Below are 14,540 nucleotides of genomic sequence, written 5' to 3'. Positions count from 1 at the left end.
CGGGGAAGGTGTATTAGGTAGAACATTCTCCTCTTAAAGGGAGCGGGATACATAAAATAAGGGATCTCGCTAAGGAAGCGAGGGACATCAAAGGGGAAAAACATGAAGATGATGTACTTCGCTAAGGAAGCGAGGGACAACAAAGGGGCAAATCATGAAGTTGATATATCTCGCTAGGGAAGCGAGGGACATCAAAGGGGAAAAACATGAAGTCGATGTACTTCGCTAAGGAAGCGAGGTACATCAAAGGGGAAAAACATGAAGATGATGTACTTCGCTAAAGAAGCGAGGTACATCAAAACCCAAAATCGAGAAGATAATGTACTTCGCTAAGGAAGTGAGGTACATCAAAACGAAAAAATGATAATCCCCGCTAAGAAAACGAGTGCACCGACCTAGTAATCGCAAGGGTTACGCCCTCGAAAAATACCCCTGCCTAAAAAATCAATCATAAAATCACAATGAGTCACCGTACCATAATCAAGAAATTTCACTAAACTAAAACAACAAAAAAACAGGCCTCTATTAAAAGAGACCTGTAACCATATTCACCACAACTTAAATCCATTTGAACCCGGCGGTGCGTTTTGAATCATATCGGCAAACGGAATCGTATAAGCGATCAAGATCAAAGCAGCCAGAACAGTGAGCCAGATTTTCCAATTTTCAAGCACCATCGGGGTCTTCTCTGCTTCATCGGCTGTTTCTCCAATTGGGAACTCTTCTTCACCTTTAGGAGCAAAGAATGCCAGGTTAGTGAAGATATAAAGAATCAAGATGATTCCAAGGAAAAGAATGGTTCCGCCGACTGCCTGTGCAACCTGATACGGGATCCAGTCCAATGCCTGAGGGGCATCACCATATGTTGAGAAGGAAGAACGTCTTGGTGCACCTAGCAGCCCGACAGCGTGCATGGCTCCAGACATGATGCTCATTCCTGCTGCCCATACGACTGCTTGGATGATTGCCAGTTTGTTCATTTTTTTAGTAAGAACGCGTCCGGTCAAATGAGGAACGAGCCAATAGGCTATCCCGAAGAAGGTCAATACAACAGAAGTTGCAAGTGTCAAATGGAAGTGTCCTGTAACCCAAATGGTATTGTGGACCACCTGGTTCATTTGGTTTGAGGCATTGATCAGTCCGCCGGCTCCGGCAGGGATGAAAGCCGCCATTCCGATGAATGGAACAGTAAAACGTGCATCTCCCCAAGGAAGTTTTTTAAACCAGCCGAATAATCCAGTGGCCCCTTTGGACCTTCCATACATTTCAAAGGTTGCAAACAATGAGAAAGCAGTCATCAATGATGGGATGACAACCATGAAGGTTAAAACAACCTGCAGGAACTTCCAAGTTGCATCTATTCCAGGCTCCACCAGCTGATGGTGAAATCCTACTGGAATCGAGAAGAGCAGGAATAAGATAAAAGACAGACGTGCCAATGAATCAGAGAATATTTTTCCACCAATGATTTTTGGGATGATCACATACCAAGCCATGTATGCGGGAAGCAGCCAGAAATACACAAGCGGATGGCCGAAGTACCAGAAAAGCGTCCGGCTGATCAGAACGTCGACTTCAGAAACTAGTCCAAGTGACCATGGCAGCAGTTGAAATAACACCGTTCCTGCAACACCCAAGGTAGCCACAATCCATAAAACTGTATTAATGATGGCCATGAACGTCAAAAGAGGACTAGGCTGGCCGGGATGCTTTTTTCTCCAGTGGATATATTCAGCAATCATTGCACCTCCGCCGATCCAGCTGCCCACCACAACAAAAGTCAAACCAAGATAAAAAATCCAGTGAGCTTGAAGTGGAGCATAAAAGGTGTAAAGAACAGTAGCTTCATTTAATAAAATCATAACCGCTGCCATAGCAGTCCCGACAAGCATTACCCAGAATCCAATCCAGCCTGCTTTGCGTGAACCGCTGCGATATGTGCCGGATGTTCTTGAAATAGCGGCATGCTGAAAACCTAAGATAAAAAATGTCGTAAGTACAAGTCCCAATAGAACTCCATGAACGGTTAAAACTTGATAGTAACCAATATTCGCAGGAAGAGTGAAGCTTCCTGACCTGACCAGCACCTGCAGCAGCCCTGCAAGCCCTCCTAGAGCCAGTGCAATGAACGCTGCATATAAATGAGCAAGTGCTAAACGGCCATCCCTTCGATCAACTTTTGTCATCATGTCAATCCACCACCTTGATCTTTGTTTGCATCATATGGTGACCTGTCCCGCAATACTCATTGCACAAAACGAGATATTCACCTTTTTTATCAAAAGTTGTTACGTATTCACTGATGAATCCTGGCTCAAGCATCATATTAATATTAGTGCCTGCCACTTGAAATCCATGCACTACGTCTTTTGTAGTCGCAATGATTTTCACCTTTGAGTCAACAGGAACTTCAATTTCCTCACCGGCGAAGTAAAAGAAGGCTGAACCGACAACGACCAGTTCATAATCCCAGTCTTTGCCCTCGACTTTTTTTAATCCAGGCTCACTGAATGGAGCGATTTGATCGACCTGCTCAGGATCGATATACGCCTTGGCGCTTGGCGGAGTATGACCTGAATGAAAAGCGCCGATACCTAGAATGATTAAGAATATAATAAGAGACCCAGTACCAAAAGCAAGCCACCATTTTTCATAACGGTGCATATGCATACAATCTTCCCCTTCCACTTAGAAACGATCTATGAAAATATAAAAAACACCAAACCAGCTGAGGATAAGAAACAGCCCGAGTAACAATACGGCCGCGAAAGTTCCTTTCAAAGATGAGGAATCTTCGGTCTTTACCTTCGTCTTGTGATTTAACTGCGGATTTGCCATGCGGCTCACTCCTTTCCTGTAGCTAACACTATCTTGATACTTTAATAATAGGGAAGAAACTATATCCTATCTGTGATATAAGTCACACCTGATAAGAATATTTGTGAAAGAAGTGTGAAGAACGAGGATGAGGAGTTTTAAGAAGGTTTTGAAAACCAAATCTAATAGTATAAATAAGCGAACAAACGATACAAAAATTTGTTTATTGTTCGTATATTTGTCTAAAAAGACTTGAAATTCCATTCTAACCTGATATACTAATGAGTAATTACATAACACTTACTCATATAACCGCAGGAATATGGCCTGCAAGTCTCTACCGGATAACCGTAAATTATTCGACTATGAGTGAGCAATGGACGGAAGAGTTCTTTCTGTTTTCTTTGGTTTTATAAAGCTCAAAGGCATTGTCTCGCTCATATGATGAGTGTGATGCCCTTGAGCTTTTTTCTGCTGGAGGGCGGAAGGAGGAGAATGGATTGAAAAAGTTAGAAGAGAAAATCATCAAAGAGGGAAGCGTGTTATCTGACTCAGTTCTGAAAGTGGATTCCTTTTTAAACCATCAGGTCGACCCATTTTTAATGAAAGAGATTGGAGAAGAGTTTTCGAGGCTTTTTGCGGATAGAGGTATCACAAAGATTGTGACTCTTGAATCATCCGGGATCGCGCCTGCTGTGATGGCAGCGTTAACGATGGATGTCCCGCTCGTTTTTGCAAGGAAGCGAAAGTCGCTTACTTTGACGGAGGGACTGCTTACCGCAGATGTGTATTCATTTACAAAGGAAGAAACAAATACGATAACCATTTCTGAAAAGTACATAAAAAAGACTGATAATGTCCTGATCATAGATGATTTTCTTGCCAATGGACAAGCTGCAGAAGGATTGATCAACATTGTTTCCCAAACAGGTGCCTCCATTGCAGGCATAGGGATTGTCATCGAAAAAGCTTTTCAAGATGGAGGAAAGCTGCTGAGAGAAAAAGGATTTAAGGTAGAGTCTCTTGCAAGGCTTCAATCACTGTCAGGCGGAAAAGTAGAATTCGCAGAGGAGGCTTTAACATGAACTCATTGAAATTATCTTCACTTGCGATTCAGCATGTTCTTGCCATGTATGCAGGGGCAGTCATTGTCCCTTTGATCGTTGGCGGGGCACTTGGTCTTACCGGAGAGCAGCTTACTTACTTAGTTTCGATTGATATTCTTATGTGCGGTGTGGCGACTATTTTACAAGTCTGGAAGAATCGTTTCTTCGGTATCGGGCTTCCAGTTGTACTTGGCTGTACATTTACAGCAGTGGGACCGATGATTACCATTGGCGGGCAGTATGGAATTCCGGCCATCTATGGGTCCATTCTTGTTTCGGGTCTGTTCGTAATGGTGATTTCCAAATACTTTGGCAAGCTGATTCGTTTCTTCCCTCCGGTAGTCACTGGATCCGTTGTGACGATAATCGGAATTACGCTGATCCCGGTAGCTATGAATAACATGGCAGGCGGTGAAGGCTCAGCTGACTTTGGTGCTCTTTCCAACATCGGCTTGGCTTTTGGAACCCTGCTTTTCATCATTTTATTGTTCCGTTTCTTTAAAGGATTTGTTAGAGCGGTAGCCATTCTATTGGGCTTGTTGGCCGGCACGTTAGCAGCAGGGTTTATGGGCAAGGTTGATTTTTCACCGGTAGCTGAAGCTTCTTGGTTCCACTTGGCCCAGCCGTTCTACTTCGGAATGCCGGAATTTCATTTGACAGCCATTTTAACCATGATTCTGGTAGCGATGGTCAGTCTGGTAGAATCGACAGGTGTATATTTTGCGCTAAGTGACATCTGTGAGGAAAAAATAGAAGAAAACGATGTGGCGAGGGGATACCGTGCGGAAGGGGCAGCCATCGTGCTGGGAGCAATTTTCAATGCTTTCCCTTACACTACCTACTCTCAAAACGTTGGACTTACTCAGCTTTCAGGTGTCAAAACGAAAAATGTGATTTATTTAACTGGTGGCATGCTGGTCGTACTTGGACTTGTACCAAAAATCGGAGCACTGACCACTGTCATACCATCTCCTGTACTTGGAGGCGCGATGATTGCCATGTTCGGCATGGTGGTCGCATATGGAATCAAAATGCTTGGCCGTGTCGAATTCGATTCACAGGAGAATCTATTGATTGTTGCCTGTGCAGTCGGGATGGGCATGGGCGTTACTGTTGTTCCTGACATGTTCAGCCAGCTGCCTGGAAGCCTGCAGATCCTGACCAGCAACGGCATCGTAGCAGGAAGCCTGACAGCCATTCTTTTGAATATTGTTTTCAATGTAAGAAGATCTGAAAAAACTGTGAGAGTAGTGGAGCAGAGAGCTTCTTGATCTCTTGTAAAAGCCAAGAGTGATATTTAAGGTCATTGAAAAAATTTCTGTAAATTTTAAATTGTTGAAACGTACCTTTTCCGCTTCCAATATTATGAATGAAAGTTGGATTCCGTTCACAATACCCGCCTGCGTTGGGCTGGCGCCTGATCTTAAGGGAAAGTGCCTGTTAGTTCCTTAATTAAGTGCCCAGCAGTATGAATAAGGGAACTTTTTTCCCTTAATTTTAAAATCAAGCTAATTCTGGGATGAATAGAGGAAATTTTTTCTCTTATTTGAATAAAAAGCACATTTTTTAAGTGTCTGAAGTTAAATAAGGGAATTTAATTCCCCTATTTAAACTTTTTTAAATGTTTTTTGCTAAATAAGGGAAAATTATTCCTTTATTTACTACCTACCATACTGAACAGCTTTGATAAGTGCCACGTTGATGATCTTTCCTCTAAGAGGCAGGATCGCCTGGAAATGGTCGGTCCACCGGTCACTGTCATGAATCAGCTGCTTTTCATCGACTAGTCATTGAAGATGAAAAGTAGCTCCTGCAGGCAAATGATTAAAAAAGATTAAAGGATTCTAAAGCTATATAGAGAGCAACATATTCATTGTCTTTTCTGTGTGAATAAAAAGTAGATTCTAATATCTGGTAGATTTTCAGCGCCCTCGGTTATTCAGGGCTTTTTTCTATGAGAGGTTAAAGTGTTTCGATAGTCACAACTGCTTGACCCCGGTTTTCGAAGAATGGAATCTTAACCATTTTGTTGATAGGGGAAGCCGGTAGAGATCCGATGAAGCACCTGCAGAAGAGCCTGTCACGATTAATATAAATTGCCGATGCAGATTAAATAGATACAAAAGACCAAGCAGAAGCCGTTATTTTCTGCTTGTCAGACACTTCCGCAGACCTTGCTGCATACAATGGAAGCAGCGAGTTCATGGAGGTATGGAAATGGAGAAATTTTATTGCGACAGATGTCGGAGACTCTTTGAAAAGGAAGATATATGTGATTTATGCTGCGAAGAAACCAAGAAAATAACGATTCAAAATCAGTTTCATAAAATTTCAGATCAACAGGATTAGTGAAGTAAGAGCAATCTCCTCATGAAAGTATACGGCTTATGTTAAAATGAGGAAAATAGTTAAAAGGGGAGATTGTGATGTTTTTACCATCTTTTGAGCTAAAGGGAAAGACTGCCGTTGTTACAGGAGCAGGCAGAGGAATAGGACGGGCAATTGCCATCGGTATGGCGGAAGCTGGTGCTGATGTAGCCATTTTATCCAGAACAGAGGAAGATTTGAAGGAAACCGCAACTCATATTGAAAAGATCGGAAGAAAAGCATACATATTGACTACAGATGTTACGATAAGAGAAGAAGTAGAAAAAGCTATTTCAAGTGTGAAAGAACAGGCCGGATCTATCGACATTCTTGTCAATAATGCCGGAATGAATATCAGGTCTAAAGCTCTGGATGTAACAGATGATGAATGGGAGAAAATCATGGATACCAACCTTAAATCCGCATTCATGATGAGCCAGGAAGCAGGTAAGATCATGAAAGAGCAAAACAGCGGTAAAATCATTACGATTGCATCTGTTGCGGGGCATGTTGCACTGCGGACTGGGGTGGTCTATGCAGCCACAAAAGCTGCACTGATCCAGATGACCAAAGTTCTTGCATTAGAGTGGGGAAGTTATAATATCAACGTGAATAGCATCGGGCCGTGGTACTTCAAAACGCCTCTGACTGAAAAGCTCCTTGCAGACGAAGAATACGTGCAGGATATTTTGGCGGTCACTCCCATGAAGCGGGTTGGTGAATTGGAGGAGCTGGTGGGACCGGCTGTATTCCTCGCTTCTTCAGCTGGAAACTATGTGACCGGACAGACTCTCTTCGTAGACGGCGGGATGACGATCCAAGGATTTTGATTAAGTTATCTGCTTAACATAATAGGCCGTCTAATTAATTATCGAGTTCCAGGTTCTGGGCTTATTCTCTTGCAGCCTCTGATACAGGGCTGAGGATCACGATGGTTGTTAGCACGCATTTGGGAATATGAGTCAATGAGAGTGAGGAAATCCATAGATGTTGGCCCTAAAAGAGAAGATACGTGCCAATGAGAGTGAAGAAATTCATAGATGTTGGCCCTAAAAGAGAAGATACGTGCCAATGAGAAGGAAGAAATCCATAGATGTTGGCCAGCAAAGAAAAGATTCGGGCCAATGAGAGTGAAGGAATTTGTAGATGTTGGCCCGCTAAGAGAAAATACGGACCAGTGAGAGTGAAGAAATTTATAGATATTGGCCCGCAAAGAGAAAAACGGACCAGTGAGAGTGAAGAAATTTATAGATGTTGGCCCGCAAAGAGAAGATACGTGCCAATGAGAATGAAGAAATCCATAGAATTGGCCCGCATAGAGAAAATACGGACCAGTAAGAATGAAGAAATTCATAGATGTTGGTCCGCAAAGAGAAGATACGGACCAGTGAGCGTGAGGAAATCTATAAATATTGGCCCGCAAAGCATAAATACCCGAGGCCGACTGCTATATCCACAAGAATTAAAGTAAGATATGGCAAAATAACTAGTAAAATAACTAGTAAAATAACAAAGAGAGAAGGTATGCGAATAGACGATTCGTATGTCTTCTCTCTTTGTCATAATTTTTCAGTCTAGGTCGACCATTATCACAACGATGAATTCATTGCCATTTTCTAAAGTGATTGGAAGCCTTAATGCCCGGTCAAAACCGGACAGCCTTGATTCGCCTGCAATAACGGTAGGCGGGGTAATATCCATGGAATGCCCCAGCTGGTAAATGTGTGTAGAGAGGTTGCCGGCAATCATATTGCCTAGTTCACCTGCAAAGGATTCAAGCATTTCCCCTTCGAGAGGCATACCGAACATGGCATTTCCAAGGCCTTGGAAGTCCTCTATATCTCCATCGAAGATGATCTGCCCCCGAATGTCACCAGTAAGACCGATTAATACACCAATCTTATGTGTCCTCAAAGGCTCTGAAAGAAGAGTGGGCTGATCGACTTTTACAGGGAGGGGAATGACCGATTTGATTGACTGTATCGTACCATTTAAAATATCGGTAACACTTTTTGTAGTTGTAGTCATGTCGAATCCTCCATTATTTTGTCTTTTTTTAGCTTAGCATAATTTCTGAAAAAAGAATGATGATTTTGAATTTTGAAAAAGTAGATCGTTGATTCTTTATAAAGTAGTGCTTTTTACATGATTTCTATGTATATAGGTATTATCGACAGAAAACACCGCTTGTTTACTGTCTCTGTTAAGAAAAATGAATGATTTTTTTCAGCTTGGTAAAGATATCCTTACTGAGGTAAGGAGAGATCAATATGCCTAAAATCATAAACGTAGAAACGGCCATCCCCCCGCACTCTATTAAACAAGGGGAAGTGGCGAACTTTGCCGAAAATTTATTCTCCCGGGACTTCAGGGACATTAAAAGACTTTTGCCGGTATTCCAGAATGGTGAAATTGAATCCAGGCATTTTGTCCATGATATTGAATGGTTCAAAAGACCTCGTTCATTTCAGGAAAAGAATGACTCTTTTATAGAAAACGCAGTCACATTAGGGACAGAAGCCATTCGAAAGTGTATTGAAAGAAGCAGTCCGGTTTCTTACAAGGATATTGACGCTATTTTCACTATATGTACGACTGGACTTGCCACCCCAAGTATTGAGGCAAGGATTATGAACCACCTTCCATTTCCAGATCATGTGAAAAGAATCCCGATTTGGGGCCTGGGGTGTGCGGGAGGGGCAAGCGGCTTGGCAAGGGCATATGAGTACTGCCTCGCGTTTCCGAAGGCTAATGTTTTGGTGCTGTCAATTGAACTTTGCTCCCTGACATTTCAGCACGGAGACCGGTCGAAGAGCAACTTGATCGGCACCTCCTTGTTTGCTGATGGAACAGCCTGCTGCCTGGTGAGCGGTGATGAAAGCGAGGCTGTACAAAAAGCAGCTGCCCCGCTGCCTGCCATCTTTGCAACACAAACAACTACTATGAAAAATTCTCTCGATGTCATGGGATGGGATATCAAAGATGATGGATTATTTGTTGTCTTTTCAAAAGATATTCCTTCGATTATAGAAGAATGGTTAAAGCCAAATGTTGAAAAACTGCTGAAGCAGCACAAATTATCCCTAAAGGATATTAATCACTTTGTTGCCCACCCTGGAGGGAAGAAGGTAATCGAAGCTTATGACAAGGCACTGATGTTAAAAGAAGGCCTTCTTGATATTTCGAGAGATACATTGAGAAAATTCGGCAATATGTCTTCAGCAACAATCCTTTATGTGTTAAAAGAGCACTTGAACAAAGATATAAAAGAGGGTGATATCGGACTTGGGGTGGCTCTTGGCCCGGGATTCAGTTCAGAATTACTACTGATGAGGTGGGAATGATGTTTTATATACTGTTTGCAGTCATAGCGATTCAGCGTATGGTAGAGCTGGTTATTGCTAAAAGAAATGAAAAATGGATGAAAGGTAGAGGCGCAAGGGAATACGGCCAGAAACATTATAAGCTGATGGTTTCCATTCATCTGCTTTTCTTTATTTCTTTATTGGCGGAAGAATTCTTCTTAAAAAGAACTCTGAATGATTACTGGGGTTTGTTATTCATCCTTTTTCTAATCACTCAGGCTGGCCGGGTATGGGTCATTGCTTCATTGGGAAAATACTGGAATACGAAAATCATAGTGCTGCCACAGGCAGAAGTGGTAGCGAAAGGCCCCTATAAATTTATCAAGCATCCCAATTATTTTATTGTCACAGTCGAACTGATAGTCATACCTTTAATGTTTAACGCTTATTGGACATTATTCATTTTTGCTTTGCTTAACCAATTTATTTTGTCTGTGCGCATTCCTTTGGAAGAAAAGGCCCTGAAAGAAGCGACAAACTACCAGGCTGTCCATCAAGGCAAAAAGCGGTTTCTACCTGTGATGAAAAAAGAAGAAGTTGACTGAGTTGCTGCAGCCTTTATGGTCGCTGCTTTCGACATTCGAAAAAAAAAGAAGCAAATTTAAAAAAAATGAATGAAACATCATTGAAAATGATTATCATTTTTGATAAAATTCTAATTGAAGATGAAAATTATTCTCAAGACGAGTGAAAGGAAAGGGGTTTCTACATGGTTTTATTTTTGGTCATTTTTACAGCTGCAGCTTACGGCATGGTCATGAAGTATGTGCTGAATAATGTGTTCGTTTCACAAAGTACTTCCGCTGCTGCTTCTAAAGGCGGGCTGGTAGAAGAGAAAAAACCAACAGAACTGGTTCCTGCCTATAATCGTCAATAGCTTCCTGAAAAGGACTGAATGTTCAAGACCTCTTGAATATTGAGTCCTTTTTTGTTGTTCATAAAATTTAATTACTCCTGTGTGGGCGCTGGGATATCTACGTCCAGCTCATTGGGACGAATGTTCTGAAGACATTAAAAGGAAAGACGGCCTTTTGTCTCTTTGGAATATTTGCCTGTCGGGTTGGGCAAGAGCTTTCTCTTTAGTTCTTTAGAAGCAGTTTGCAGCATTCTCTGGGGTGTATGAACTGTGGACTAACCAAGTAACTCGGTGGGTTTTTTGCTATCTTTTAATAGGAAAGAAGCGAATTATAAGCTAAAATAAAGATGCATATCAATATCATGACTACTCAAAGGTGTAAGGGGAAGGTTCTTTTGCAAACGCTATCAGACAATAAGACGACAAATAAATTAAAAAAACTAGCTTCTTTATATGAAACTCTTGTTGAGACCGGAGATAAAGAAACGGCTGCCAAAGCCGAACTGCTGGCTCATAAGTTTTGGAAAAATGAATTCATAGCGGGATTTTGCGGACACTTTTCTGCCGGTAAATCCACCATGATCAACGCACTTGCAGGGGAGGAATTGCTGCCTTCAAGCCCGATTCCAACATCTGCAAACCTGGTAAAGCTTCATCATGCAGAGTCAGATTTTGCGAAGATTCATTACCATGACCGGAAATCAGTTATCTTCAATGGTGCTTATGACTTCAATATTGTGAAAAGGTATTGTAAAGATGGAGAAAACGTCCAAAGCATTGAGATAGGAAAAAAGGATACTAAGCTTCCTGACGGAGTGACCGTCCTGGATACACCGGGAGTAGACAGTACGGATGATGCTCACCGTATATCAACCGAGTCGGCTCTCCATCTAGCGGATATTGTGTTCTATGTAATGGATTACAACCATGTGCAGTCGCAGCTGAACTTCGAGTATGCTCGAGAGCTGGCTAACCATGGAGTGAGGCTGTACCTCATAGTAAATCAAATTGATAAACATAACGAAGACGAATTGTCGTTTGAAAATTTCAAGCAATCGGTATCAGAGTCATTCTCAGCATGGCAGGTAAATCCTGAACGGATATTTTTCACTTCTCTCAGGGATTCCGATAATCCTGACAATGAATTTTCTGAAGTCAGGAACTTGATCAACAGCCTATTTAAAAATAAGGATGAACTTCTTCAGCATTCTTTTGCTGCCGGTGTAAACCTCCTTGTCAGTGAACATGAACGATGGCTGAAAGAAAACTTGAAGGAGCAGCGAGATTCTCTTGCAGACATACTATCGGATGAAGATTTCCAGAATAAAGAGGCATTGTATCAGCGTGAGTCTAAATTAAGTGAAAAGATTGCCAGAAACAGTTCAAAGCACTACGTCGATATTTTTGACGAAGAAAGAGAAAAGATTCTTAAGAACGCTTATTTAATGCCATTCGAAACGAGGGAATCCGCCAAAAGATATCTGGAATCACTTCAAGATGATTTCAAGGTAGGGATGATCTTTGCCAAAAAGAAAACAGAAGAAGAGCGGCATCAGCGTATGAAAGAGCTGATTCGTAATCTTGGAAGTAATGTTCAGTCCCAGCTGGAGTGGCATTTGCGTGGATTAGGCAGTCTTGTGATGAAAAAGGCTAGATTTCATGACGAATATTTAATTGCCAAATCAGAAGGACTGACCGTGCAAGTTACAGAAGAGGATTTAAAGGAATCGGCAAGGCCAGGTGCAAGGGTGACAGGAGAGTATGTCCTTAATTACTGCGAAGAGCTGGCAGGAAAGCTGAAAAGAAAAGCAAGAAATGAAACACAAGAATTAAAAAACAGTCTTATAGAGTTGGTTGAAGAAGAGAAAGCCCAAGAAAATGAAGAATTAGGTTTAAAGTATAAAGAGATAAAACAGAAAACCGATGCTCTGAAAAAGCTTGAATTTATTAATGAAGACTTGGAAATCAAGATTAATAACCTTCAAAGTATCATTCAAGATAAAGTAAATCTTCCATCCACAGAAATGATCAACCAGTGGGATGAAGAGTGGGAAAAGAAAGAGAAAGATTATGTCTTGTATACTGAAGATCTTATAGAAGAAGAGTTGCTGGAAAACGAAACGGCTGCCAGAGAGATTGAGGGAAATCAATCAGAAGCAGACAATCGGAACCTTTCACTGGAACCATTGATTCAGCGGTTGAATGTAATGGGGTCAAAATTTGAAACCATCAACGGGTTAAAACAAACAGCTCAGGTGCTGCAAAAGAAGGCAGAGAGGCTTCAGGATCAGCAATTTACCATTGCGTTATTCGGTGCCTTCAGTGCCGGTAAATCCTCTTTTGCCAATGCGCTACTGGGAAGCAAGGTGCTGCCGGTAAGCCCGAATCCTACCACGGCTTCCATCAATCGTATCAGGCCGCCAATGGATGGAAATCATCATGGAACGGCAAAAGTGTTCTTGAAAAGCGAGAAGGAAATGTTGATAGACGTCCAGAATTCAATGAATATCTTCAGGTACCATGCTGATTCACTAAGTGAAGCTGCAGAGCGCATTCCTGAACTGTTAAACAGCAAAGATGGGGAAGGGAAGGAGAAAGTCCACCTTTCGTTCCTTGCCGCGTTCCTAAGAGGATATTCTGACTATCATTCACAGCTTGGTGAAGTACTGAAAGTTGATATGGAGGAATTTAAGGGATTTGTCGCAAACGAAAGTCAGTCTTGCTTCGTGGAATCTATTGATCTTTTCTACGATTCTCCTATTACCAGGCAGGGAATAACCTTGGTGGATACTCCGGGAGCTGATTCAATCAATGCCAGACATACCGGGGTGGCTTTCCAATATATTAAGAATTCTGATGCGATTCTGTTTGTAACCTATTATAATCATGCTTTTGCAAAAGCAGATCGTGAATTCCTTATTCAGCTGGGCAGGGTGAAGGATGCATTCGAAATGGATAAGATGTTCTTCGTAGTCAATGCGGTGGACCTTGCTAAAGACGAGGACGAAAAACAAGAAGTCATTGATTATGTAAAAAAACAGCTAGTCCAGTACGGAATTCGTTTTCCAAGAATTTTTGGAGTTTCCTCCAAGCTGGCAATAGAAGAAGAGGATGCAAGTCTTTCCGGAATAGATTCATTCAAAGATGAATTCGATCAATTCATTGATGGAGAGTTAAAGTGGATGGCAGCTCAATCTGCAGAAGCAGAGTGGAAGAGGGGCTTAGAGCGATTAAGATCACTGATCGAGAACTCTTCCATGGATGAGCAGAAGCGTGAAGCTAGAAGAGAAGAATTGCTGCTGCTTAGAGAAAAGCTGAAAGATTTCCTGAAGAGCGAGGCTCCAGAAAGCATCAAGCTGCGTATAACTCAAGAAATTAAAGAGCTGATTCATTATGTGAAACAGAGAGTATTCCTGCGCTTTTCAGACTTTTTCAAGGAAGCATTTCATCCGGCTCTTTTTTCGCAGCATTCCACTTCAAAGGCAGCACTTCACTCGGCACTTGATGAACTGCTTGATTCAACAGGCTTTGATTTTGCTCAAGAGATGAGGGCAACCACTTTAAGAGCTGAGAAATTTGCAGAAAAACAGCTGGATTCCCAATTCGAAGTATACCTGAAAAAAATCAGTAAGCTGCAGGAAGACCTTGTCATATCTCCTTATGAAAAGGAAGATCCTGAAGGCCTTGATTTTTCAAAGGCATTTTTAGAAATTGAAAGGGAACGATTTCAGCCGGCATTGAAGCTGTTCAAGAATTCAAAGGACTTTTTTGAGAATAACGGAAAGAAAAAAGTAATGGAAAAGCTGAAGGATGATCTGGAAACCCCAGCCGATCATTATCTCGATGAATCAAAAGAAGCCATTCTTAAGTGGGCTTTGGAATTCATGGAATTGGAGCATGGACGGATGACGGACTCCTTATTATCTCAATCCGCTGATCAGATTGACTCTTGGCTGGAAGCACTCCAATCTATTGAAAACCTAGAGAGGTGGAAGGCTGTATACACAGAACTGTCTTCGTACAGCTAAG

The 14,540-nt window shown here is 41.9% G+C and carries 11 protein-coding genes and 1 riboswitch; of the genes, 7 read left to right on the top strand and 4 right to left on the bottom strand.

Annotated features, from left to right (window positions below; translation table 11 throughout):
- Positions 1-548: 548 nt before the first annotated feature.
- The 3 genes from FZC78_RS05130 to FZC78_RS05120 are packed head-to-tail and all read right to left on the bottom strand — an operon-like array spanning position 549 to position 2,838.
- Positions 549-2,189, bottom strand: coding sequence for a b(o/a)3-type cytochrome-c oxidase subunit 1 (locus FZC78_RS05130; protein ID WP_148938559.1), 1,641 nt, complete (start codon positions 2,187-2,189; stop codon positions 549-551).
- Between the two features lies 1 nt (position 2,190).
- Positions 2,191-2,670, bottom strand: a complete 480-nt coding sequence (locus FZC78_RS05125) for a cytochrome c oxidase subunit II (RefSeq protein ID WP_148938558.1) — start codon at positions 2,668-2,670, stop codon at positions 2,191-2,193.
- Between the two features lie 18 nt (positions 2,671-2,688).
- Complete coding sequence (locus FZC78_RS05120) at positions 2,689-2,838, bottom strand: cytochrome c oxidase subunit 2A (protein ID WP_148938557.1); 150 nt, start codon at positions 2,836-2,838, stop codon at positions 2,689-2,691.
- Positions 2,839-3,101: 263 nt separating this feature from the next.
- Positions 3,102-3,203: riboswitch (purine riboswitch) on the top strand.
- 114 nt (positions 3,204-3,317) lie between these two features.
- Here FZC78_RS05120 and FZC78_RS05115 point away from each other — a divergent pair.
- The 3 genes from FZC78_RS05115 (at position 3,318) to FZC78_RS05105 (ending at position 7,120) form a co-directional block, all read left to right on the top strand.
- Positions 3,318-3,902 carry a xanthine phosphoribosyltransferase gene (locus FZC78_RS05115; RefSeq protein ID WP_148938556.1) on the top strand — a complete coding sequence of 195 codons (585 nt, stop codon included), beginning with the start codon at positions 3,318-3,320 and terminating at the stop codon, positions 3,900-3,902.
- A complete protein-coding gene (locus FZC78_RS05110; RefSeq protein WP_148938555.1) occupies positions 3,899-5,194 on the top strand; it encodes a nucleobase:cation symporter-2 family protein in 1,296 nt (431 codons plus the stop codon). The genes FZC78_RS05115 and FZC78_RS05110 overlap by 4 nt, the downstream gene beginning before the upstream one ends.
- 1,155 nt (positions 5,195-6,349) lie before the next feature.
- The gene (locus tag FZC78_RS05105) at positions 6,350-7,120 is read left to right on the top strand and encodes an SDR family NAD(P)-dependent oxidoreductase (RefSeq protein ID WP_148938554.1); all 771 of its coding nucleotides are present in this window, start codon (positions 6,350-6,352) and stop codon (positions 7,118-7,120) included.
- A 739-nt stretch (positions 7,121-7,859) separates the two neighbouring features.
- Here the strand turns inward: FZC78_RS05105 and FZC78_RS05100 are convergent.
- The gene (locus FZC78_RS05100) at positions 7,860-8,318 is read right to left on the bottom strand and encodes a chemotaxis protein CheX (protein ID WP_148938553.1); all 459 of its coding nucleotides are present in this window, start codon (positions 8,316-8,318) and stop codon (positions 7,860-7,862) included.
- A 242-nt stretch (positions 8,319-8,560) separates the two neighbouring features.
- Here FZC78_RS05100 and FZC78_RS05095 point away from each other — a divergent pair, with 242 nt between their 5' ends.
- The 4 genes from FZC78_RS05095 (at position 8,561) to FZC78_RS05085 (ending at position 14,539) form a co-directional block, all read left to right on the top strand.
- A complete protein-coding gene (locus tag FZC78_RS05095) occupies positions 8,561-9,634 on the top strand; it encodes a type III polyketide synthase (RefSeq protein ID WP_148938552.1) in 1,074 nt (357 codons plus the stop codon).
- On the top strand, positions 9,631-10,200 hold the full coding sequence (locus FZC78_RS05090; protein ID WP_148938551.1) for an isoprenylcysteine carboxyl methyltransferase family protein: 570 nt from the start codon (positions 9,631-9,633) through the stop codon (positions 10,198-10,200). The genes FZC78_RS05095 and FZC78_RS05090 overlap by 4 nt, the downstream gene beginning before the upstream one ends.
- A 164-nt stretch (positions 10,201-10,364) precedes the next feature.
- On the top strand, positions 10,365-10,532 hold the full coding sequence (locus tag FZC78_RS23485; protein ID WP_187444809.1) for a hypothetical protein: 168 nt from the start codon (positions 10,365-10,367) through the stop codon (positions 10,530-10,532).
- A gap of 374 nt (positions 10,533-10,906) precedes the next feature.
- Positions 10,907-14,539, top strand: coding sequence for a dynamin family protein (locus FZC78_RS05085; RefSeq protein WP_187444808.1), 3,633 nt, complete (start codon positions 10,907-10,909; stop codon positions 14,537-14,539).
- The last annotated feature ends 1 nt before the right edge of the window (position 14,540 follow it).

The sequence above is a fragment of the Rossellomorea vietnamensis genome (assembly GCF_008180415.1).
GTDB classification, from domain to species: domain Bacteria; phylum Bacillota; class Bacilli; order Bacillales; family Bacillaceae_B; genus Rossellomorea; species Rossellomorea vietnamensis_C.
The sequence above is the reverse complement of the archived record's forward strand: the minus strand, read 5'-3'. Positions and strand labels throughout refer to the sequence as shown.

Excerpts from the sequence above, each read along its gene's own strand:
- FZC78_RS05130 (WP_148938559.1), bottom strand. The coding sequence starts at position 2,189 with ATGATGACAAAAGTTGATCGAAGGGATGGCCGTTTAGCACTTGCTCAT.
- FZC78_RS05125 (WP_148938558.1), bottom strand. The coding sequence starts at position 2,670 with ATGCATATGCACCGTTATGAAAAATGGTGGCTTGCTTTTGGTACTGGG.
- FZC78_RS05120 (WP_148938557.1), bottom strand. The coding sequence starts at position 2,838 with ATGGCAAATCCGCAGTTAAATCACAAGACGAAGGTAAAGACCGAAGAT.
- FZC78_RS05110 (WP_148938555.1), top strand. The coding sequence starts at position 3,899 with ATGAACTCATTGAAATTATCTTCACTTGCGATTCAGCATGTTCTTGCC.
- FZC78_RS05105 (WP_148938554.1), top strand. The coding sequence starts at position 6,350 with ATGTTTTTACCATCTTTTGAGCTAAAGGGAAAGACTGCCGTTGTTACA.
- FZC78_RS05100 (WP_148938553.1), bottom strand. The coding sequence starts at position 8,318 with ATGACTACAACTACAAAAAGTGTTACCGATATTTTAAATGGTACGATA.
- FZC78_RS05095 (WP_148938552.1), top strand. The coding sequence starts at position 8,561 with ATGCCTAAAATCATAAACGTAGAAACGGCCATCCCCCCGCACTCTATT.
- FZC78_RS05090 (WP_148938551.1), top strand. The coding sequence starts at position 9,631 with ATGATGTTTTATATACTGTTTGCAGTCATAGCGATTCAGCGTATGGTA.
- FZC78_RS23485 (WP_187444809.1), top strand. The coding sequence starts at position 10,365 with ATGGTTTTATTTTTGGTCATTTTTACAGCTGCAGCTTACGGCATGGTC.